General features: G+C 38.6%; 23 protein-coding genes and 2 pseudogenes. 17 read left to right on the top strand and 8 right to left on the bottom strand.

Annotated elements, in window-relative coordinates:
• Positions 1 to 393 precede the first annotated feature (393 nt).
• Positions 394 to 585: a GNAT family N-acetyltransferase gene (locus tag ACZ427_RS14385; protein ID WP_461177098.1), complete on the top strand. Its 192-nt coding sequence runs from the start codon at positions 394 to 396 to the stop codon at positions 583 to 585.
• Positions 586 to 756: 171 nt separating this feature from the next.
• Here the strand turns inward: ACZ427_RS14385 and ACZ427_RS14380 are convergent, their stop codons facing one another.
• Positions 757 to 2,823, bottom strand: coding sequence for a catalase (locus ACZ427_RS14380; RefSeq protein WP_461177101.1), 2,067 nt, complete (start codon positions 2,821 to 2,823; stop codon positions 757 to 759).
• A 754-nt stretch (positions 2,824 to 3,577) separates the two neighbouring features.
• Between ACZ427_RS14380 and ltrA the strand changes: the two genes are divergently transcribed.
• The 10 genes and pseudogenes from ltrA to ACZ427_RS14330 all read left to right on the top strand — a co-directional run bounded on the left by ltrA (position 3,578) and on the right by ACZ427_RS14330 (position 11,956).
• Complete coding sequence (ltrA, locus tag ACZ427_RS14375; protein WP_464883451.1) at positions 3,578 to 4,837, top strand: group II intron reverse transcriptase/maturase; 1,260 nt, start codon at positions 3,578 to 3,580, stop codon at positions 4,835 to 4,837.
• A 119-nt stretch (positions 4,838 to 4,956) separates the two neighbouring features.
• Positions 4,957 to 5,814 (top strand): hypothetical protein, encoded by an 858-nt coding sequence (locus tag ACZ427_RS14370; protein ID WP_464883450.1) that lies wholly within the window; start codon positions 4,957 to 4,959, stop codon positions 5,812 to 5,814.
• Positions 5,814 to 6,491, top strand: coding sequence for a hypothetical protein (locus ACZ427_RS14365; RefSeq protein ID WP_461176667.1), 678 nt, complete (start codon positions 5,814 to 5,816; stop codon positions 6,489 to 6,491). The genes ACZ427_RS14370 and ACZ427_RS14365 overlap by 1 nt, the downstream gene beginning before the upstream one ends.
• Positions 6,488 to 7,615, top strand: a complete 1,128-nt coding sequence (locus ACZ427_RS14360) for a M23 family metallopeptidase (RefSeq protein WP_461176666.1) — start codon at positions 6,488 to 6,490, stop codon at positions 7,613 to 7,615. Before ACZ427_RS14365 ends, ACZ427_RS14360 begins: the two co-directional genes overlap by 4 nt.
• Before the next feature lie 23 nt (positions 7,616 to 7,638).
• Positions 7,639 to 8,694, top strand: a complete 1,056-nt coding sequence (locus ACZ427_RS14355) for a hypothetical protein (RefSeq protein WP_461176665.1) — start codon at positions 7,639 to 7,641, stop codon at positions 8,692 to 8,694.
• A gap of 222 nt (positions 8,695 to 8,916) precedes the next feature.
• Complete coding sequence (locus ACZ427_RS14350; RefSeq protein ID WP_461176679.1) at positions 8,917 to 9,294, top strand: hypothetical protein; 378 nt, start codon at positions 8,917 to 8,919, stop codon at positions 9,292 to 9,294.
• Between the two features lies 1 nt (position 9,295).
• Positions 9,296 to 9,748 carry a hypothetical protein gene (locus ACZ427_RS14345; RefSeq protein ID WP_461176664.1) on the top strand — a complete coding sequence of 151 codons (453 nt, stop codon included), beginning with the start codon at positions 9,296 to 9,298 and terminating at the stop codon, positions 9,746 to 9,748.
• Between the two features lie 3 nt (positions 9,749 to 9,751).
• Positions 9,752 to 10,996: pseudogene (gene mobP2, locus ACZ427_RS14340) on the top strand (MobP2 family relaxase).
• 19 nt (positions 10,997 to 11,015) lie between these two features.
• A complete protein-coding gene (locus tag ACZ427_RS14335) occupies positions 11,016 to 11,534 on the top strand; it encodes a restriction endonuclease (protein ID WP_461176663.1) in 519 nt (172 codons plus the stop codon).
• Complete coding sequence (locus ACZ427_RS14330; RefSeq protein WP_461176662.1) at positions 11,531 to 11,956, top strand: toprim domain-containing protein; 426 nt, start codon at positions 11,531 to 11,533, stop codon at positions 11,954 to 11,956. Before ACZ427_RS14335 ends, ACZ427_RS14330 begins: the two co-directional genes overlap by 4 nt.
• A 21-nt stretch (positions 11,957 to 11,977) precedes the next feature.
• Here ACZ427_RS14330 and ACZ427_RS14325 read toward each other — a convergent pair whose 3' ends face one another.
• Positions 11,978 to 12,235: a transcriptional regulator SplA domain-containing protein gene (locus tag ACZ427_RS14325; RefSeq protein ID WP_461176661.1), complete on the bottom strand. Its 258-nt coding sequence runs from the start codon at positions 12,233 to 12,235 to the stop codon at positions 11,978 to 11,980.
• A 135-nt stretch (positions 12,236 to 12,370) separates the two neighbouring features.
• Between ACZ427_RS14325 and ACZ427_RS14320 the strand changes: the two genes are divergently transcribed.
• The 3 genes from ACZ427_RS14320 to ACZ427_RS14310 all read left to right on the top strand — a co-directional run bounded on the left by ACZ427_RS14320 (position 12,371) and on the right by ACZ427_RS14310 (position 14,084).
• Positions 12,371 to 12,679 carry a DUF378 domain-containing protein gene (locus ACZ427_RS14320; RefSeq protein ID WP_461176660.1) on the top strand — a complete coding sequence of 103 codons (309 nt, stop codon included), beginning with the start codon at positions 12,371 to 12,373 and terminating at the stop codon, positions 12,677 to 12,679.
• Between the two features lie 351 nt (positions 12,680 to 13,030).
• Complete coding sequence (locus ACZ427_RS14315; protein ID WP_461176659.1) at positions 13,031 to 13,453, top strand: pyridoxamine 5'-phosphate oxidase family protein; 423 nt, start codon at positions 13,031 to 13,033, stop codon at positions 13,451 to 13,453.
• Between the two features lie 202 nt (positions 13,454 to 13,655).
• The gene (locus ACZ427_RS14310; protein WP_461176658.1) at positions 13,656 to 14,084 is read left to right on the top strand and encodes a DUF2383 domain-containing protein; all 429 of its coding nucleotides are present in this window, start codon (positions 13,656 to 13,658) and stop codon (positions 14,082 to 14,084) included.
• Positions 14,085 to 14,184: 100 nt separating this feature from the next.
• Here ACZ427_RS14310 and ACZ427_RS14305 read toward each other — a convergent pair whose 3' ends face one another.
• Positions 14,185 to 14,610, bottom strand: a complete 426-nt coding sequence (locus tag ACZ427_RS14305; RefSeq protein WP_461176657.1) for a YugN family protein — start codon at positions 14,608 to 14,610, stop codon at positions 14,185 to 14,187.
• Between the two features lie 263 nt (positions 14,611 to 14,873).
• Here ACZ427_RS14305 and ACZ427_RS14300 point away from each other — a divergent pair, with 263 nt between their 5' ends.
• Complete coding sequence (locus ACZ427_RS14300; RefSeq protein ID WP_461176656.1) at positions 14,874 to 15,161, top strand: transposase; 288 nt, start codon at positions 14,874 to 14,876, stop codon at positions 15,159 to 15,161.
• 173 nt (positions 15,162 to 15,334) lie between these two features.
• Here ACZ427_RS14300 and ACZ427_RS14295 read toward each other — a convergent pair whose 3' ends face one another.
• Together ACZ427_RS14295 and ACZ427_RS14290 are read right to left on the bottom strand one after the other, a co-directional pair.
• On the bottom strand, positions 15,335 to 15,484 hold the full coding sequence (locus ACZ427_RS14295) for a DUF3813 family protein (RefSeq protein ID WP_461176655.1): 150 nt from the start codon (positions 15,482 to 15,484) through the stop codon (positions 15,335 to 15,337).
• A gap of 174 nt (positions 15,485 to 15,658) precedes the next feature.
• Positions 15,659 to 16,555, bottom strand: a complete 897-nt coding sequence (locus tag ACZ427_RS14290; RefSeq protein ID WP_461176678.1) for an AEC family transporter — start codon at positions 16,553 to 16,555, stop codon at positions 15,659 to 15,661.
• Between the two features lie 255 nt (positions 16,556 to 16,810).
• Between ACZ427_RS14290 and ACZ427_RS14285 the strand changes: the two genes are divergently transcribed.
• Positions 16,811 to 17,062, top strand: coding sequence for a DUF3243 domain-containing protein (locus ACZ427_RS14285; RefSeq protein ID WP_461176654.1), 252 nt, complete (start codon positions 16,811 to 16,813; stop codon positions 17,060 to 17,062).
• Between the two features lie 1,575 nt (positions 17,063 to 18,637).
• Here ACZ427_RS14285 and ACZ427_RS14280 read toward each other — a convergent pair.
• Complete coding sequence (locus tag ACZ427_RS14280; RefSeq protein WP_461176653.1) at positions 18,638 to 19,126, bottom strand: metallophosphoesterase family protein; 489 nt, start codon at positions 19,124 to 19,126, stop codon at positions 18,638 to 18,640.
• A 303-nt stretch (positions 19,127 to 19,429) separates the two neighbouring features.
• Between ACZ427_RS14280 and ACZ427_RS14275 the strand changes: the two genes are divergently transcribed.
• Entirely contained in the window at positions 19,430 to 19,642 is a 213-nt protein-coding gene (locus ACZ427_RS14275) for a hypothetical protein (protein WP_461176652.1), read from the top strand.
• A gap of 42 nt (positions 19,643 to 19,684) precedes the next feature.
• Here the strand turns inward: ACZ427_RS14275 and ACZ427_RS14270 are convergent.
• A pseudogene (locus ACZ427_RS14270) lies at positions 19,685 to 20,003 on the bottom strand (MBL fold metallo-hydrolase); the annotation flags it as partial.
• A gap of 157 nt (positions 20,004 to 20,160) precedes the next feature.
• Positions 20,161 to 21,012, bottom strand: a complete 852-nt coding sequence (locus tag ACZ427_RS14265) for a DegV family protein (RefSeq protein WP_461176651.1) — start codon at positions 21,010 to 21,012, stop codon at positions 20,161 to 20,163.
• Between the last annotated feature and the right edge of the window lie 135 nt (positions 21,013 to 21,147).

The raw sequence follows: 21,147 nt of genomic DNA, 5'->3' as shown, positions 1-21,147 counted from the left end.
TTTCTACAAGGAAGGGGTGGACAGTATTACGGACGGGATCAGTGTCCCACGGGCGCAGACGTCCTCCCCCGACTTCCTCAAGCATATGAAACCTATAAAAAATAGGTCAACCAGTTCAAAGCCCGGCTGACCATATAATACGAACGGGCGCAGTAACGGAAGCGTTAACTCTTTCTGAAACGGCTCATTTTGTTGAGTGAAAGGAATACTGCGTAACAGAATATGAGAGGCAAAAAGTAATATAAAGGATGGTTGTTCGAATGAATACAGTCGTACTCAAAGATGGTTCAAAGCTTTTCAGTAATGGAATCAATTACGTACTCATCTTGATGAGAAAACCTATCTTGATTTGGTAAGGGAGCCAAAGAAAGGGATATGTATAGACTATTCGGCTTGTATGATCAAGAAGAAATTGTTGCAGTCACAGGGTTTAAGCCTATGATCACACTTTATTATGGTCGCTTTGTTTGGGTTTGTGATTTGATCACTGATAAAAATAAACGTTCAAATGGTTATGGTGAAAGACTATTATCCTATGTACATGAATGGGCTAAAGATAATGGCTACGAAAGTGTTGCCAAGTGAGCTATGTATTTAAAAAACCTTTATAAAGCAATCGTGCGCGTTAGTCGAAGAGTGTAATAATATGAACCACACATATTAGTTATGTTTAATATGTGTGGTTCTTTTCATATCGAATGTTTTGCCTTTCTAACCTAATTATAACTATTTTAATTCTCACATTATCTTTGAATATTACTTTGTTATTCCTGACAGTCCTTGAGACGCGGGACCTGTCCCTTTGTCCCGATCCCAGAAACGGGACTGGGCAATAGCCGTCACAAAATCCTGCTTGAAATTTGTACTATTTGCTGCCATGATGACACCTACTAGGTTATCCGAAGCTGTTGGTGCGATCATTTCCTGACCAGTAGTAGCAATACCAAGAGGCTTGTAGAGTTTATAGGCCATGTTCACAAACTCTGAAACATTTTCCGTAAACCTTTTTTCATTAGGAGTATTACCTCCGACAACGTAAACGGAGTCAACTAAATATGGACTAGAATTCAGGAACGTTTTATTCACCTTGATTTTACCTCCGTTGGCCCCAGTGACGAATCCAAGCCTTTCACTAATAATATCGTAAAAAACCTTATGATGGTCAAAAAAATTAAGAACCCCGGTTACTTCCTGATCATTAAAACCATTGCCAATCAGTACACCGACTTTTTTCGTATACGCGCTAGGAGGTGTGTTGAATTGACTTAAAGATGGGTAACTACCAGAAACCGGGACATGGCTGCCTGTTGGACGAGCAACACCAATATTATCTGCAACTGTCGACGCTAGTTCCACATCGACATTGGCTAATAAATTCACATTTTGTTGACGAACCGATTCGTCCATCACGTTACCGAGTTGATAGCTAAATGCTTCAATGGTATGCATTTTTTCAACAGGAGTCAAGCTATTCCAGAATATTCGTGTCTGTGAAAAGTAATCATTGACCGAATCAATCGGTTTCCGCGTTGTGCGACCACCTACTTCTTTTGGATAATGTTCATAACCACCTTCATCGATTGGTGTTTCATGAGGAGTATTATCCGCTAACGAATTATTATGGTAGTTCACATGGTCCACATCGATTCGATAACGCATAGGTCCACGTCTTTGGTTATTATGGAATGGACAAACCGGTTTATTGATCGGCAATTGTTGGAAATTTGCCCCAATCCGATAAAGTTGTGCACTATGATACGCAACTAACCTGCCTTGCAATACAGGATCATTGGAAAAGTCAATCCCAGGAACAACGTTGGCGGGATTAAACGCGACTTGTTCGGATTCTGTATGGTAATTTTCGATGTTTTGATTTAGCGTCATCTTACCAATAATCTCTACTGGAATCAGTTCTTCTGGCCAGAACTTGGTCGGATCAAGGACGTCAATATCATATTTGTGCTCATCTTCGACTGGTATAAGCTGAACTCCTAATTCGTATTCTGGATAAGCACCACGGTGAATTGCCTCCCGGAGATCTTTTCGATGAAAATCAGGATCAATTCCACCGATTTTGATCGCCTCTTCTTGAAGTAAGGATTGAACACCAAGAACAGGTTTCCAAACAAACCGTACATAAGTTGCTTTACCTTGTTCATTCACAAAAGTATACGTATTAATTGACCACGATTCCATATGGCGATAACTTCTTAAAACCCCTCTGTCTGACATAATCCAAGTAACCATATGAACCGCTTCAGGGTTATTCGCGACATAATCCCAAAATCTGTCGTGAGCACCTGTAGCAGTTGGAATATCATCATCCTGTTTTGATTGGTATGCATGCATCGCATCTGGGAATTTCATCGCGTCAAAGTTAATAAGTACAGGCATAGCAATGGTTGTCAAATCATAATTTCCCTCCTCCGTATATAACTTAACACCCTGACAACGTAAATCTCTCGCTGTATCATAAGAACCTCTTGGCCCTTGGACGGTTGAAAATCGAATGGTTAGAGGGGTCTTTTTCCCAGGTTCTTGTAAAAAATTTGCTCTTGTTACATGCTTCATTGAATTGTAGCATTCAAACTCCCCATGGGCACTGTACCCTCGGGCATGGACCACCCTTTCAGGTTCCTCTTCATGAACAAAATGAGTGATTTTTTCAAAGTACTGCCAATCCTCATGTAACGTCGGTCCACGTTCGCCTGCTTTTAATAATTCCTTGTCATTTGCAATGGTCCTTCCTTGATTGGTCGTCAATGGTTTCCCTATGTTCTGAACACGATACTCGTCTAATTGTTTTTGTTTAATATCTTTCATCGGATCATTATTCAAAATGATATTCCTCCTAAAAAGTTTTTTATGACGATTATTATTAGATTTCACCAACTAACCATAAATATGCACACTTGGTAAAATTTTGAGCGTGGAGGAAGAAATTTTTAGAATGACATGTATGTCATAAATAATTAACTAAATTTATTTCCACTATTGGAGGTCCAAGAAGGATTAACTACCTTTTTTTGGTGTGCCCGGCATGGGTACAAACTATAGGGTGAAAGTCCCGAACAGCGAAGGCAGTAGTAGCTGTAGCTCAAGACAAGGGCATGGGGGGGCGACCGTCATGTCTGAAGGAAGTCGACGGCAAACTTCCGCCCCGAGGGACACGAACCTCATATAAGGCTAGGTAATATTGGATGAGTCTGCCAAACAGGACAAAACCCATACTGCCAAAGGTATTACAAAGTAGATGAGGCGGGGACATGGAAGGAAAGTTTGTACTCTTACCCGGGGAGAACCTGTTGATACGCTGTGCCCACACGGTAAGCAGCTTTGTGAAAGGCTGTTGAACAACAGGCGTCAGCAGAAGTCATAGTACCTGCTTTACTTAAGGAAGCAGGGAAGGACGGAACCAATTATGGAGAATCACGTCTAGGCGTTCATTCCATTCAATGAAGCAGAAAAGATGGCAACCTACTTTAAGGAGGAAACGGTGAATCCCGTGGGGGACTTAAAGAGGGCGGAGAATGGGATGGCACAAGAAGAACGCTGATTCACGCAGGAGGATATATCTATGATGGAACGGATTCTAGCACGACCGAATCTTTTACAGGCAATAAAACGAGTAGAAAAGAATAAAGGCAGTCACGGTGTTGATCAAATGACCACAAAAGACCTGCGGATGCATTTGACAGAAAACTGGACAGCCATCGTTGACAGCCTAGGGTCGGGTACCTATCAGCCGAAACCAGTCCGCCAGGTCGAAATCCCGAAACCGGGCGGAGGTATTAGGAAACTAGGTATCCCTACGGTGACAGACCGTTTCATTCAACAGGCCATTGCCCAACAACTGACAGCAGTGTTTGACCCGACATTCTCGGAATTCAGCTATGGGTTCCGCCCGAATAGAAGGGCACATACTGCCGTTAAACAGGCAAGAGCCTATATTAAAGAAGGATACCGCTGGGTTGTAGATATGGACTTGGAGAAATTCTTCGATAAAGTGAACCATGACCGCCTCATGGCAAAACTTGCGGATAAAATTAAAGACAAGGAGTTACTCCGTCTTACCCGAAGTTTCCTGCAAGCAGGAGTGCTCGAAAATGGATTGGTCCGCCCAATCACAGAAGGGACTCCTCAAGGTGGTCCGTTAAGTCCGTTACTTTCAAATATTGTATTGGATGAACTGGATAAAGAACTGGAGAAACGCGGTCATAAATTCGTTAGGTATGCGGATGATTTCCACATCTTCGTGAAATCCAAACGGGCTGGGGAACGAGTGATGGAATCCATTACAGAGTTCATCGAAAGAAAACTTCGCCTCAAGGTAAACCGAGAAAAGAGTGCGGTCGACAGACCGTGGAAACGCAAGCTACTGGGCTTTAGCTTCACAAGCAATAAGCAGAAGCCAAAGATCAGGATTGCGAAGCAATCAATAAAACGGTTTAAAGCCCGAGTCAGGGAACTAACTTCACGAAAACAACGAATCGCAATGGAACAACGCATTAACAAACTTAACAGCTATCTTGTCGGTTGGCTCGGGTATTATCAATTAATTGATACGCCAAGCAAACTGAAAGATTTGGAATCATGGCTGCATCGAAGATTGCGCATGGTACGGTGGAAAGAATGGAAGCTCCCGAGAACCAAAATGAGGAAATTAATTGCCCTTGGGATATCACCCCAAAAGGCATACGAATGGGGAAACTCCAGGAAGGCCTACTGGCGCATCGCCAAGAGCCCTATACTACACAAAACCCTAGGCACCGCCTACTGGGCGAACCTAGGGTTAAAGAGCATATCCGCAAGATATAAAATTTTGCGTTCAACATAACTTGGAACCGCCGTATACGGAACCGTACGTACGGTGGTGTGAGAGGGACGGAGGTTAGTCACCTCCCCCTATCTCGATCAGGTGATCCTTCCTCTGAGGAGATCGAAGAATTTAAGAAGGTGCTGCGCCTTTTTTATGATTCACTTGGTTTCTCGGATAGAATTCATACAACTGGTATTACGTCACTGGCTAATGAGGCATATCCCATATTCAGTGACTTTTTAATGTTTGCCCGTGAGCAACTCTATGACAATACCCAGAAGCGCATCATTCGTTCAGAATTGTCATCCTCAAGGGTAAAGCGACTCGAAAAAATTGAACTGGTGATAGATAATTTGGTGAACAGTTTTGCTTATTTATTCAACGGTCATACAACGATTCCTGACATTACGAATGAACAAGTAATCTTCTTTTCAATTCGTAATTTGACAGGACTTGAGAAAAGTGTGTTCAACGCTCAAATGTTTAATACGCTGAACCTGATTTGGGATAACTTGATTCAAGTTGGATCATCACAAAAACAGAAAATGTATGACGATGAATCATTTGATGTTGATGAAGCGACACGTTTTCTTGTGATGATTGATGAAGCGCATCGACTGGTCAATTCGGAAAATATGCTGGCGGTCAAGTTTTTAACAGACTTTGCACGTGAAGCACGGAAGTATTTTGGGGGACTCATCCTGGCAAGTCAATCCATCCGTGATTTTGTACCTGACCATTCCGACACGGATACGGTTACCAAAATACGGACGTTATTTGAACTGACCCAATATAAGTTTGTGATGCAGCAGGATTCCAACTCATTGGATACATTGCGAACCGTTTTTGAAGGACAGCTGACGGATAGTGAATTGGAACATGTACCACAACTACAACAAGGGGAATGTTTATTGAGTATCAGTGGTGTTGGTAATTTGATGCTCTCCATTGAAGCATCTGACGAAGAATTGCAACTGTTTGAGGGTGGTTTGTGATGGAAAAACGGGTTCTTTACAAGTTTACATTCCTCATCATCGTTGCTCTGTTAATTATAGCGATGTATGTTTGGAAATGGGCAAACGATGCAGAAGAGCAACAAACTCCGGAGGATTTATTCGATGAATCACAGCAGGAAACAGAACAACCACCAACACTTCAGGAAGAAAAAATTGATGAAGTATTAGGAACTAAAACAGATTCAAATGCTGCAGATGAAACGCAAAATGATACAGAAGATAAGGGTAACCAGCAAACGGAAGATCAACATGAAACTGCCTATCAAAAACAATTTGGTGATCAAGCAGTCGCCAGTGCAAAGGAGCAAGCGAAACAAGGGCTTGCTCTTTATTTATCTCAAATCTCAGACTGGGATAAATGGCAAGGGGTTGTAACAGCTTCATTTTTAGAGGACATCAAGCAGGATATTCAAACGGTGAAAGAAGCAAATGTTGAACGGCGAATTGAATCCATTGAATTGTTTGCTTCCGATACGTCACAATCCAACAACATGACATTTGGTGCATTTGCCACATGGCATGTGACATCCAATGGACGTGTAACCAATGAACGAACGCAGCTTTTTTATCTGACAATGGTGAAACAAAACGATCAATGGCTGGTGAACAAACTAGTAACCCCTGATGAAGGCATGGAAGGAAAGAAGGATACATGAAACATATTTGGGGTGTCGTGAAAGCCAATGGTAAGAAAAAAGCGATTGGATGGATTGTTGGTCTTGTGGCAGCGAATATCATTCCTATACTGATTGGTTTAGTTTTAATGAGTATTATGTTTGCGATTATTGGTGCGTTAGGCGGGAGCGTTGACGAACAGCATTCGGAACAAAATAATCCATCTGCCGGTTATGTATGCTCGGCAACAGGGGAGATTAATCAGGAAAAATGGAATGACATTTTTCAAAGTCAAAAGCGTTCAGGAGCATTAAAAGGGCATGGCGATACCATTATTCAATTGTCAGAAGAAACGGGCGTTGACCCAGTTTTGTTTGCTTCCATTGCGTTACATGAAACAGCGTGGGGAAAATCAAATGCGGTTCAACAAAAAAACAATCCGGGTGGTTTGATGAATCCGGATGGCAGTGGCCTTTTTTCTTTTCCAACGTTGTATGAAGGATTGGAGTCTATGTCCAAAACATTATATAACCGTATCAAAGTCGATGGCTTGGTGACGGTTGAACAATTAGGAAGTGTTTATGCGCCGGTTGGTGCAGCTAACGATCCCAACAATTTAAATGAACATTGGGTGCCAACAACGAAAGAGATTGCCCAAAACCTGGGTGGTTTAACGATGAATTGTGAAGCATCTGCCCAACCAGACATGGAAGTGATTGGCGATAAATCATGGATATCATCACACTCTAAAAACATCACATCAGGCTTTGGTAATCGGAGTTGTGGTGGCTGTTCTTCGTTTCATGCTGCCATTGATGTTGCATCGAATGGCATTCAGGGAACACCGATCACGGCATTTGCGGACGGGGAAGTTGTCATTAGTGAAGCAAATGGTACGACCCACGAATCCAGCAGCAATAACATGGGAACAGGGTATGGATGGTATGTGGAAATTAAACATGGAGACGGTCTGCGGACAAGATATGCACACATGATGGAAAAAGGAAAGCCAGTAGGAACAAAAGTAAAAGCTGGTGACGTCATTGGAAAAGTTGGTTCAACGGGTGCATCAACCGGAGCCCACTTGCATTTTGAAGTGATCATCAATGGTGAAAAAGTCGATCCTATGCCGTACATTAAACCATTTTTAACAGGTGAACAGTAATCAAGAAAGGGCGTGATGATAACGTGAAAACTAAATTGAATCGTGGACGTGAAAACAAAACCTATATCAGTCTATTGCTTGTCGTCGGCCTAGCGTTCGGTGTTTTTTTTACGTCCAAAACATGGATGTACGATGACAGTGCGATAGCTCAGACGTCTTTTAATGAATCAATTGGCGGGCTCAGTCAAACCACATTAACGCTTCGTGATTGGGAGTATAACCCGACAAATAAATTAATGGAAGTGACATTGGAACGTAATCATACCGGAACAGATGCTGTCGAACCTACATTTTCGTTTTATGCGAAAGAACAAAATGAGAGTCAAAAATACAATGCAGATTTGGTGTATCAGTCAGACAATAATATGGTCGTTCAGATTGAAGATGTCCCTGAGTCCTTTCAAGTTATCGGGCTATTCGTGAATGAACATCGTGATCAAAACATACTCAAACAAGAATACAAAAAGCAGTTGCAAAACAAAGATAGTGAAACAACGGTGACCGATCAGGACATTAAAGAATCCGACTTACCTGAGCCGGAAGAAGTGATTATCGTTGGGGATTATCGAAAAATCGACATCAACCAAGCATTGGTAACGAAGACGGATGAAGGATACAAGAAAGAAAATATTATCGCGGATATGGAACGTACGAAACAAGAAATCACCACCATTATTAAAGAAGATATACCGTTTCAGGAAGATTTGATTGAGACACTTAAACAGGAAAAAGAATTACTGAATCAAGACATGGCATTTGAAACGAAGGAAGAGAAAGCTGACACAAAACGGGAGATCGAACAAAAGGATAAAGCCATCGATGATGCGAAAAATGAAATCCAAAAACTGAAAAAGAAAGTAACAGAACTCCGGGATAAATATCAAAATCATGAAGAAAAACTGAATGCTTTAACGCAAAATAAGGGTGACAATAAGCAACAAGAAAATGACAAAATGGATGCCGATAATAAGAAAAATGATCAACAAGCTGCAAACAAAAACAAACAAGATAAGAACACTAATAGCTCCAAAAAGTCATCCAATGATAAGGAAAAACCCGACGAAAAGAATGATAATTAAGTGATGAAGGTGTACGCCAAATGTACGCCAGCAAGGGCGCCAAGTGTACGCCTTTGCTCAAAAAAATGGTCTTACCGGAAAACTAGGCTCTGCCTAGTTCCCCACCTTGTGTGGGGACATTTTCCCCTTATCCTGTTCAACACTATTTGCGCTCTCATGAGAATACTGCACTGTATGCATTGAAGGAAGCTGACAGAGAGGGAAGGGATTTACGTCATATTGATGTGTGAACAAGCAGCAAAATTAACGGAAAGGAATGATGTAATAATGGAAATCAAAGTGCGTGATGTCGATTCCGGCGCCGTCAAAGTTTTAAATGACGAAGCACGAAAACAAAACGTGTCACGGAATGAATTGTTAAAAAGACACATTGAAGATTTAGCACAGTTTAACGGCATTAAACGAGCTGAAAAAGAATTGGATTCAACATTAAGTCGAGTTGGTGATGCATTAGAGATTACGTACAATCGGCTTGACCAATTAGAAAAACAATCCATGAAAATGTATTTGTTGTTAGCTACTGTATTGGACATTGACCCTGGGGAAACAGATGACTATTTGGAAAACATGTTCAACGTAAACATGAAGGAGATGAATTAAATTGAATGCAACGAAACAACGTTTACATGTTCGGTTGTCACCCGACACTATTGAAAAGATACAGACCATTGCAGCTGAAAAGCATGTGTCACAAGCGGATGCCATCACGGAAGCCATTGATCACTATGATGCAGAACGTGATGAAAAATATGTTGTTTTCAAAAACATGATTTCGGATTTAATGGATGAAAAGCTTGCGACCATGCAAGACAAATTACATCGTATTCAGGTTACTGGCAATGTGGTTGATCGTGATACAAAAATTCTGTTGGAGTTTATGAACCATTATTACTTGATCAATGAATTCAAAGATTTGATTACCACTGAAAAATATAAGACGAATGGGATGCAGCAAGCAGAAGACTTAATTCAAAAACGTATCCATAAATATGGTCAAAAGAAACTTGATTATGAAAATCGAAAGGCACAAAAACAACAGGGAAGTGAGGTTTAATGCATGAGTAGTCCTGCGGTTGTGTTACGAAGCAAGTTTGTTATACCTGGGTCCAATATCTTTAACGATTATATCAATTATATCGACCGTGAAGATGCGAAACGTCATATTCATGTGAACCAATCATCCAAAGAAACGGATGATTTTTTCGTGTTTCACGACTTCATGGATTATATGGATGATGAAGCGAAACAAGGTGAACTTTTCACTGAAAATAATGATCAGTTGAATCAGGATGACAAGAAAATTTTGAAGCAACGATTTCAGTTAGCGCAACAAAATGAATCACCCATGTGGCAGGATGTCATTAGTTTTGATAATGAATGGCTGGCAAAACAAAGTCTTTATAATTCGGCAACACATACCGTTGATGAAGCGAACATGCGGAAGGTTGTCCGTGAAACGATGGCTACCGTATTGAAGTCAGAAAGCATGGGAAACTCGGCTGTATGGGCAGCATCTTTACATTATAACACCGACAACATTCATGTCCATATTGCTTCAACGGAGCTGTATCCAACACGTGAAAAGATGGACGTATTTGATAAGGAGACGCAAACGTGGCAGGAAGAATACCGCGCCAAGCGTAAACCCAAAACACTAGATAAAATGAAATCCAGAGTCGCCAACGTGATATTGGATAGAACGCATGAACGCAATAAAATCGATGACCTTGTTCGTGGTACAGTTCATCATAAAAAAGAAAATGGTGTTTCCTTGTCTACTTATCGCCAAACAAAAGCATTATTTCAGGAGGCCATGAAACATCTTCCATCGGATAAAAGATAATGGCAATATGGTTATCAATCGATTAATGATGCAAGACCTTATATAGACGAAATAACAAATATTTATTTGCAGCAATTTCATGGTGATGACATGTATCAGTTGCACCAACAATTGGATGATGAAGTAAATGTCATGAAAGAGATGTACGGTGAAGGGAGTGATTATGAAAGGTATAAACAAACGAAACTGGATGATCTAAAAAAGCGCATGGGGAATGCGGTACTGTCTGAGATGCGTGACTATGCAAGAGCGCAAAACGATTTATCGTTCCAGCCAAAACGATTAAATGGGTGGAAATCATTCAATCAACAGCAGTCATTTACTGATCGACATCAGTCTGTTTATGCGTTTAATGCTTCCATGATGAAGTTAAGTAAAACCATGCGCCGCACGTTTCATGATTATCAAAAAGATCGAAACATGCAGGAATTTGACCGTATAATGGATGGCTATGAATAACCAAAAGGTGGTGACGTGAGTGGAGAATCTATTATTCTTGTGCAGTGCTATGTTGATTGTTCTGTTTGTTTTACCAACGATAATTAAATATATCAAGAAGAAAAAACGATTTAATCGGATGAAAAAGTCAGGTATAAGAGACATTGACCGTATGCAGGGTTATCAGTTTGAAGCGTATCTGAAAGTATTGTTTAAGGAACTGGGATACCGGCCAGTTGTGACACAAAAATCAGGTGACTACGGGGCAGATGTGGTGCTTAAAGGTAGAAATAAAATTGTGATACAGGCAAAGCGCTATGGTTATAAGCATAATGTCAGCATGGATGCCCTACGTGAAGTACTGGCAGCCATGTTTTTTTATCAGGCAGATGAAGCGTGGGTAATTACGAACTCCTTTTTTACGAAGCAAGCTAAAACATTAGCCAAAGCATGCGGCGTCACGTTATTAAACCGGTATGAACTAGAAAAGTTCATTGTAAAGATTAATCCAACGCAACATCCAAAGCAAATTGCAGGGAAAAGGAGAGAATTAAGTTGACAGCTCCGGTATTAGCCAAAAAACCAAGTCAGGCTAAGAACTATGCAGAAGCGTTTAAACATGTCAGTAGAAAAGATGGATACATGGAGGTGTACGATAATCGATTCTTTCAAGGAAAAAAATATATAACGTGGGGTTTTGGTCATTTGGTGGAGCTCGTTCCACCGGAAGCTTATAGTGAATCCTGGAAGCAGTGGCATTTAGACAACTTACCAATATTCCCGGAAACATTTCAGTTTCAAGTGGGTAAGGATAAGCAGAAGCAGTTTGACATTGTGAAGCAATTATTGAAGGAAACAGATGAAATTATTGTCGCAACCGATTGTGATCGCGAAGGTGAAAACATTGCCAGAAGTATTATCAAATGGCTGGAGCTTCCAATAAACCAACTAAGCGGTTATAATGCACGGGGTTCGACATAGATCAGTTGGGGTACAAAGGCTTTAACCATAAAAGCTACCTTCCTCTGACGAACCAAATGCATCGTAAAATACTTGTTCTGCTTCCGTTTCCGTCTTAAAAACAGCAAATTCATCTGTTAATGGAAAATAAGTTTCATGTAAAAAAAGCGCAAGTTCATTAGGTTTATCTGGATTCTCTACTACAGCTGCTTGTTGCACATTTGCCACATCTTGAGCATGAGGATTGCGAATGATTATATATACAACCTCACCCGGTTTAAATGTTTGATTAACTTCCATTATTTCACCTGTTTCCCTTGAGATTTACTTCTATTATTCCGCTAATTAACTAAATTATTTTCATTATCTGTGCATGATTTGAATCTTTGCAGCAAAAGATAACACTTACCAAAAGTACGTTTGGAGGTGAAAAATATGAATGCTTTAAAACGAATTGCGCTTGCTTTAGTTATCATTGGTGCAGTTAATTGGGGACTAATCGGATTTTTTCAATTTGATTTAGTTGCTTCCATCTTTGGTGGTCAAGATGCTGGACTTTCCAGAGTGGTATATGCTCTTGTTGGTCTGAGTGGTTTATATTGTTTAACCTTATTATTTGACCCAATGAATGAAGAAAGTACTGATAGAGGTAAATCCATCCCATCAAGAAATTTAAATTATGGAACAGAGTTTAGTGAAGAAGAGGACTTTTCAAATATAAGAAACCGTGATAAAAAAGAGTAAAACCTTTTACTAATGCTTTAAAAAAGGAGACACATTTTAACCCGAAACCCATTTAAATGTGTGTTTCCTTTTTTATATTCTAGCCCTTTTTTATAAAACTAGAGGTTTATTTCTTTTTGCCGAAGATTCTCTATACATTCCTGCAGATAATCTTCATTGTGTTCTGGATGCTCCATATTATCCGTTAGATCTAAAGTTTCATCAGTATAAACCGGGCAAACCTTTCCTCGATAAGAATGATTCTCCCATAGGCTTGGTAAGTTATGTAAGGAAAATAACAGTAAGGTTTTCGTTTAATTTTTTACCAACAATGGAATAATGTAAATACCATTGATAAAGGAGTGGATCTATATGAGTCAATCAGAAGTAAAAGCAACTATTGAAAATATTTTAGATAATAGTTCTGTTGGCACGATGGCAACTGTTAAACAAAATAAACCACACTCAAGGTACATGATTTTTTCTCATCATAGCTTAAACCTTTATACAGCAACAAGCAAAGATACTCACAAAGCGGAAGAGATTGAAGAAAATCCTTACACACATATTCTCCTAGGATACGAAGGAGAAGGATTCGGTGATGAATATGTAGAGTATGAAGGAAAAGTCCAGATTTCGGATTCGCCGGAACTGAAAAAGGAAATGTGGAATTCATATATGGAGAATTGGTTTGACGGTCCGAATGATCCTAATTTTATTATATTGGAAATTAAACCAATTCAAATAAGCTTGATGAATAAAACAGGTATTGAACCAAAAATATTAGAATTGTGAGGATAGGCCGAGCTTAATTGCTTGGCTTTTTCACCCCATAGCCCCTCTAAATCCTCCAAGCATATATTATTATTCTGCTCCCTGAGAGTTAATCCATATCCTAGATTATCAGATTCCAGGTGTATATTTATCGGCTGCCAACTCAAAATAAGACATAATCTTTAGTCCAATGTTCCCTAATGATTAAAAGGAGGTTACATCAATGAATGAAAAGGATGTCGTGAAGGAGTTAAATGCCTATTTAAAGGGGGAGTACATGGGTATCCATGCTTATGAACATTACATTAAACACACCCAGGACCCAAACCTGAAGAGCAAACTACAACGTATTCAGCAGGAACATAAACTGCATGCTGCAAAAACAGCCGAACGCATTCAAAATCTTGGTGCTAAAGCTGTTGAAGATAATGGGGTGAAGTTATCTATGTCAGAAGTAATGATGAACATGAAAAAATACCCAGATAATAATGAAGGAATTATTAAAGGCGTCCTGAAGGGACAAGAAGTGGGTGTGAACCAGGCAGAGGAAATCGTCAAAGGGGATTTGGATCCGGAAAGTCTTCAGGTCATTAAAAATAATTTGGATGAAGATAAAGCTCATATTTATCAATTAAACCAGCTTATCCACTAACGGCAAGTAAAAGAAAATCGACCTAACTGATGATGAAAGGTCGATTTCTTTCCTAATGAATCTAACATATGGTCATACAAATTAATTCATAAAAGAAATATTAGGAAATGTCAAAGTCTTTCATCACACTAACGACACGACGGACCTGCTGTTCACCAGCTTCTTCCCACCTACTTTTATCCAATATTTTGCCATCTTTATCAACAGGTTCCTGAAATTGATTAAATCCTGTTGTCGTCAACAGTGAATTTTCATCCCAATCCAGTCCTGTATTTACAACATGTTTAATGGTATACGGCTGCCCAAATTGAACAAATGCATTGGGGTGATCCAATTCACCATCTAAGACATCAAAAGGGATTCTTATGTAAATTGTTTCTCCGCCTTCCCGGCATAATACCATATCAAATTTCCCTTTATGGTATTCAAAATTACTGCAAAAGGTAAACCCATTGGACTTAAATAATTTTTCTACGTCACCAAAGTATACTTGTTTTCCTTCTATATCTGTCTGCAGCTTTAGCAATATTATCCACTCCTTTGATTGTAGTATTAACTGAATGAAGGAAAAGGATACACTTGAGTTGCTAAAAATATGGTCATAATTGAGACAACGGTTACCTACTTAATTACGATTTATTCACCACTGCCTAAAATAAATAGGATACGTTACACAATTTCATCAGGTGAAGAAAAATAAGCCCCATCAAAAAAAAAGCCAAAATTTTACTATACTGAAATTAATTAAAATGGTAATACTAATAAACCAAGAAACAAAGGAGGAATTTCGTGAACACTTTACTTGTTTTAGTGAGCTTATTACTTCCACTTACAATGATCTTCCTGCGAAAAAAATGGGATAGGCTACATTTTATTTTTAATCTAACTGCTCTTATATCAACATTTGTCTTTGGCAATATTGCTTCTCTCTCTATTTATCAAATCACTAAAGATAAAACCGTATTCATGACAAATATCCATGCCATTTTCCTAAATCCTTTATTCTTAATTACCGGCTCTTACTTGGGTATATATATCCTTTATCAAATGATGAACAAAACTTTGAAAAAATATTGATTGTATGAAATTGCTATTAGGGCATAGATGGCTACAAATCAAATCGGGATACCAACTCACATAAATAGTGTTAATAAAATCTCTTATTAAATATTAATCCCCGTCTCATTCAAGACAGGGGGTTGCTTGTCTACTCATTGGATTTATACTGAAGGAATACAATAAGCTTATGACTAACTTAGATAATTTTTAGCCTTTAACTGTTGTTCTAACTGCTGTAGTTGCTGCTGCTCTTCGGCTGAACAATTTGTATATGCGTGTTGAATCGTATTTTTTGCTGCTTGTTTTTCTTGTGCGTTGTTCGCTTGTTGGAAATTATCCATCTAAACACTCCTCGTATTACGTGGTTAACTACTTTTAATTTGCATCTGATTTCACAACAGGTTCTTCGTTGTTATCTTAGGGAAGTAAATGTCCCATTTATAGTATGGACGATAACTGTTTTTATATCCCGTAGAATTTTTAGGAGAAAAAGAATAACCCAATTTCAGTCTTGTTCAAAATAGATGCAAAATCATATAAATGAATGGAATGCTGAAAATACATAATACAGTAGTTAATAATACACCTGAAGTTGCAAAATTGGTATCTGCATTAAACTTTTGTGAATATAATGAAGTTGTTGATGCAGAGGGCATTCCGGAAACTAGAATTGCAATTACTAGTAATGGAAAGGGGACAGGTAACAATGCAAATGGAAGTAGTAATGATGGAATTAGAAGAAGCTTGGCCATTGCAGCTTTCCATAAATGGAGATTTTTCAACAATAAAGGAATGTCCTTATATTTTGTGTTCGCCATCAGGCTTCCGATTAATATCATGGAAAGTGGAATGGTCATTTCGCCAACGGTTTCCAATGCCTTTGATATGGTTTCTGGAAAACTAATAGGAGAAAATAAAATAATTAATCCAATAGTGGTAGACAGGATTCCTGGATTCAAAAAGATGCCTTTCCAACTTATTGCATTACTGCTTTTAGTGAATAGATGTATACCATACGACCATATAAGTAGTAAATAAAATAGATTAAACATGGTTAAATAAACAATTCCTTGTTCGCTAAAGAGGATAAAGCATACAGCATAACCGATAAACCCTTGGTTTCCAAAGATGATCAGGCTTTCATAAACGCTTTCCTGTTTCTGTGGAAGTTGAGACCGCCTTCTCATCCAAATAGCCAAAAAGGTGGATAATAGGAGTACATAAACAGACATGGAAAAAAGCCAGAGAAACTCCTTTATTATAGTATGAGAAAATGAAATATCTAATGAAAATAAAATAAGTGCGGGTAATGTGACATAGAGAATCAGTTGTGTTAACACATCGTTTGTATGCTCATTCAAAATCCCCGTTTTTCTTACTATAAAACCTATTGCTCCAATACAATATAGCATTAACATCTCCAAAAAAAAGTCTCCTGCCACACCCATTGATATCCCTCCATATCTTATTGTATGAAAGTGATACCTGGGTGGTTATTAACTATTTATGGGGGATAAAGTTTTCTACTAGACAATAAAAGTGTTCTTCTTATTAAGGATATAGATAAGTTGGAACTGATACCATTATTTTATGAATATTAAATAGGAAAAGCTTCAAATACTAATTTTGTAAAAATTACATTATAGAGAGAGGATATTGAATATTGAATGTCTGTATTAAATGATTTTAATTCCTGGAAGGGCTTCTTGTCCGGGCTTCTGCAACAAGCAGAATCGGATGGTATGAGCGAACAACCCCTTAACGGAATAGCTTACGAGGTTGGAGATTATCTGGCAAATAGTGTAGAACCAGAGAACAGCGAACAAGCTGTCCTAAAAGAGTTGTGGACTGCATCCCAAGAAGAAAGGCAAGCAATTGCAAGTACAATGATGAAACTTGTTCAAGGTAAGAGTGAATAATTAATCACACTCATTTAGATGAATGCAAGGTAGTTATTGAATCGAAATAAAAAAAGGGCCGGGGATACCTTGCCCTTTTGTACTAATATACATATTGTATAACTGATTAATAATGTGCCGACAGTGACAAATCAAACATACTAAAAATCGACACAAAGAGTTCCCTATACCCTCAAACTTTTAACGCGTGCACTTAAACAACAAGCAAAAAAGCAAAAAACATGGCGTGCGTTGTAAAAATTTTGACAACTTGATTTAAATGTTATATATTAGAAAATAAAAAAATAAAACCTCTAATCGGTAAATACGCTTGTAGAGGCTTTATTTTGTCCACGATTTGTCAACACTGTCCAGGAAATTTCAACAGATTATACATTTGTGTATATATGCTATTTATGTGTTTGTTATCGTAAAGTGCATGTTCGTGGAGTTTGATAGGTCAACATTGACTATTTTTGGTGTGATTTATATTTGCAAGATATCAATGTTTTATTTAATTTGTACCAGTTGAGTGAAACAGGAACTTATGTGACATTTTAAAATGTCACATAAAAGTAACTAAAAGAAATAAAAATACGAAACGGAACGGATATACGTTCCTGTTTTGACAGGCTAATATATTCTATAAAAACAATAAAAGTAGGCTAAGGAAAAACCAAAAAATAAAGTCAAGTACGGGCGGCATGATGTAAATCATCGCCCATAAACCATGATATAACAGTCAATAATGACACCTGTTCCTCCAAAGAAAACTGTCATCCAGTTAATATGATTGTAATATATAGAATAAATGACTCATACAGACATGCTCATATTCAAAATATTACTCATAAATTTTTGGTTTGCAAATCTCTATTTTGTGTTATAATATACATAGAAACACAAAGCAGACATAAAATAATAAAGACCGAAGATATTGTGGTATCTTCGGTCAGCAATGAACCGCTTCCCCTTCGGGCCAGCGCAAGTAAGGAATAGACCTCACCATGACTGAAAATATCAGGGAGGTCTATTTTTTATGGTCGATGATCATCACAACAAGAGTTGCGAAAGTGATCATAATAACCATTGTCTCAAAAACAGACAATAGGCACCACCCCTTCGTTTTAGCGTATCGTATGACACCTACAACCGGCAGAAGTGCGCCGCCCTCCTTGAGAAAAACTACTATTGCATGTTTCACTTATACCACTGCCATTATTCTTTTGTAACTATCAAAGGATAAAATCTAAACTAAATAGAAGCAGAAACAGTAGCAAACATGAATCGCGCAGATTTTATGACTAGAGAGAAAGAGGCATTATGGCGTACCTCGCATTCAAGGATTACTTCCTGCATCTCAATTGTCTTATCATCCTCATGATCCCCCGAAAGTAGTATGAAAGAATGTAAAGTACCACAAATGACGATTGAAACATAGACACAGGGACCTGGAAGACTGGACCAAAACGCCTCATTCATAAGTGAGATCGACTGAATATGCTCTATACACGATTCCTCTTGCAATCTATTGTTCACTTTCCTCCGCTGTGGGTTTCCGGAGTCAGTGGACTAGGACCAGACTAGGCTCATTGTTCACTGAAAAAAGACGAATTCTGCATGTATTTCTTCGTCAATCTCAAGAATGGCGAATGAGTAATAGGGCTGTGTGCGTTTGTCTGTCGGTGAACCGGGGTTTAGTAACAGTACTTTTTTGAAATAACGGAGCAGTGGGATATGGGAATGGCCAAAAATAATCACGTCTACTTTTTCATCAGCAAAAGCTTCAAATGCTCTGGTTTCGGTTGTCTTTTTTTCTCCGTGGCCGTGAACGATACCGATACGAAATCCATTTATCGTTACCAGTTCTTTTGAAGAGAAATTTTTAGTAATACCCGCACCATCGACATTTCCATAAACGCCTTTAACAGGTCCATACTTTGCAAGCGCGTTGTATACATCCATAGAATTCCAATCTCCTGCATGTATGATCATGTCAGCTGTCTTTAATTCTTGAATAAGCCGGGTTGGCAACTCTTTCGCCTTGTACGGCATGTGAGTGTCTGCCATGATGATAATCCGCATTTTACACGCTCCTTCCTGTTTTGCCATTACCGGCATAGTGGTTATTAGGTGTCGGCAGGTTTCTAACCGGAAATATAATCATGATGGCCATTGTTGTTATTTGTATCAGCGGTGCTTGCGGGCGGCGCTATTATATCATATAATTCCTTTTATAAAGCATTGAAACGGCTTACATACCAACAAGGTATAGTAAATACATAGATTGTCAATTATGAAAAAAGCAACCCCTCACTAATGAGATTTTCCCCTATGTTATAATTATGTTAATAGACTAATTTCCCTGTGAAAGAAAGGATGGATGGTGTGAGTAAGCAAAAGAAAGGAACATGGGCAGAGGCCAAAAAGCGCTGCCGTCTAAATCAGGCGGATATTCAAATGGCAAAAGAGCTTGGCATGAAACCAAAGAGTCTCATTAAAAATATTCCTCCCCCTTCCCAGCAATGGAAAGCACCGGTCAAGATATGGGTTCGTGATTTATATGAGAAAAAATTTGGAAAGGTACTTGATCAAAAATGAATGAAGAACATAAAGCACTTCCTGAAGAAGAAATACGTGCCATTTTGCGTGAGGAGCAGCCTTATATACTTCATAGAATTCATCTTTTCCCATTATGAGAGAATCGCCTTCTAGGAATTGATTATCTCCAGCATTTAAAATTGGTTTGTGTGTTTCAATTTCTTCTTGACCCCCCTCATACCACACAGTATTCCCGGCTACATATACGTTTTCTCATCTGGGTGTTTGAAGACAACTCCACCCATACATGAGCAGCAACTTCCAGTATTTTTCCTCTACCATGCTCGTCTTTTGTTTTGATTAATTTAATATCCTCAAAAGCTGTATCTTCTTGAAGAACTTCTACATTTTTGAATCCAGCTGTATACGAATAGATATATGCTTTTGGATATCCTTCATTAGTTGCAAAGATAAAGTCATTTCCTCATATGAATAAAATGATTTATTATCATTCATAATCTTATCTAGTTTTTGTTTATGTGACCGGCTGAGACCTATTTTTGCTACGCTTTTATAGCTTAAACTTCTAATCCTGCAATCCCGAAACCACCAGGTCCAGAATGAGTTGAAATCATAGCACCTGCCTGCATCCATTTTATATTAATGAAACCATGTTCTATTGCGATTTCATCCATTCGCTGCTTAATCCCTTCATCAAGACCGATAGAGTAGATTAAATAGAGTTGGTTCCGATCAATGTCGTATTGATTTAAATAGTCTCGCATAAGTTTTTCTGAAACCTTACTCATTTTTCCGCGATATTTTTTATTAGAAACAAGTTTCCCGTCGATTAATTCAATTCGAGGCTTTAATTTTAACAAAGCCCCACCGAGATAAGCCACATTACTTACACGTCCACCAGCTCTTAAAAATTCCAGGCTGCCGGGGACGAAAGCGAGTTTTGATTTAGGAATAATAGCTTTAATTTTTTCTACTAATTGATTAGGTTCCATCGTGGGTTCCTGCTCTATTAGTGTAACAGCATACATCACAATAGCGGTTAATCCACCTGTAACATTCAAAGCGTCAATGAGAAAAAGGTTGTCAAATTCTTCTGATGCAATCACTGCATTTTGAAAGGAGGAAGAGGCCTTTGACGTATAGCCATTATGAACAATGATGCAATCAGGAAAGTCTGCATTTATCTTTGTGAAAAAATTATGATATTCATGGGAATTTGTAGATGTTGTAGATGGTATATTTTTGGTACGGTCATAATAGTCATAGATTTCCTGTACGGGAAGGGAACCATCCAAATAATCCTCACCATCCATGATGACGTGCATTGGGACGACTTGAACATCATGTTCTAAAGCTAAATCTTCCGGTATATCTGCGCCACTCTCTGTCGATAAAATAATTTTTCTCATCATTTGCCCCCATTTCCATATAATCAAGCTGTTCCTGTGTCATTTTTATATACTACTATAAATATACACGAAAAGGGAAAGGGATACATGGTTTTAAAAAAATTGGGTTAGTGAGTGGAATGATGCAACTGGTAT

Source organism: Virgibacillus ainsalahensis (genome assembly GCF_055380755.1).
This window is presented reverse-complemented; position numbering and strand designations above follow the sequence as displayed.

What these genes read in the sequence shown, in the direction of transcription:
- ACZ427_RS14325 (WP_461176661.1), bottom strand. Translation starts at nt 12,235, where the DNA reads ATGGAAGTTAATCAAACATTTAAACCGGGTGAGGTTGTATATATAATC.
- ACZ427_RS14290 (WP_461176678.1), bottom strand. Translation starts at nt 16,555, where the DNA reads ATGCTATATTGTATTGGAGCAATAGGTTTTATAGTAAGAAAAACGGGG.
- ACZ427_RS14310 (WP_461176658.1), top strand. Translation starts at nt 13,656, where the DNA reads ATGAATGAAAAGGATGTCGTGAAGGAGTTAAATGCCTATTTAAAGGGG.
- ACZ427_RS14380 (WP_461177101.1), bottom strand. Translation starts at nt 2,823, where the DNA reads ATGAAAGATATTAAACAAAAACAATTAGACGAGTATCGTGTTCAGAAC.
- ACZ427_RS14365 (WP_461176667.1), top strand. Translation starts at nt 5,814, where the DNA reads ATGGAAAAACGGGTTCTTTACAAGTTTACATTCCTCATCATCGTTGCT.
- ACZ427_RS14360 (WP_461176666.1), top strand. Translation starts at nt 6,488, where the DNA reads ATGAAACATATTTGGGGTGTCGTGAAAGCCAATGGTAAGAAAAAAGCG.
- ACZ427_RS14320 (WP_461176660.1), top strand. Translation starts at nt 12,371, where the DNA reads ATGAATGCTTTAAAACGAATTGCGCTTGCTTTAGTTATCATTGGTGCA.
- ACZ427_RS14315 (WP_461176659.1), top strand. Translation starts at nt 13,031, where the DNA reads ATGAGTCAATCAGAAGTAAAAGCAACTATTGAAAATATTTTAGATAAT.
- ACZ427_RS14285 (WP_461176654.1), top strand. Translation starts at nt 16,811, where the DNA reads ATGTCTGTATTAAATGATTTTAATTCCTGGAAGGGCTTCTTGTCCGGG.
- ltrA (WP_464883451.1), top strand. Translation starts at nt 3,578, where the DNA reads ATGATGGAACGGATTCTAGCACGACCGAATCTTTTACAGGCAATAAAA.
- ACZ427_RS14350 (WP_461176679.1), top strand. Translation starts at nt 8,917, where the DNA reads ATGTGTGAACAAGCAGCAAAATTAACGGAAAGGAATGATGTAATAATG.
- ACZ427_RS14280 (WP_461176653.1), bottom strand. Translation starts at nt 19,126, where the DNA reads ATGCGGATTATCATCATGGCAGACACTCACATGCCGTACAAGGCGAAA.
- ACZ427_RS14295 (WP_461176655.1), bottom strand. Translation starts at nt 15,484, where the DNA reads ATGGATAATTTCCAACAAGCGAACAACGCACAAGAAAAACAAGCAGCA.
- ACZ427_RS14265 (WP_461176651.1), bottom strand. Translation starts at nt 21,012, where the DNA reads ATGAGAAAAATTATTTTATCGACAGAGAGTGGCGCAGATATACCGGAA.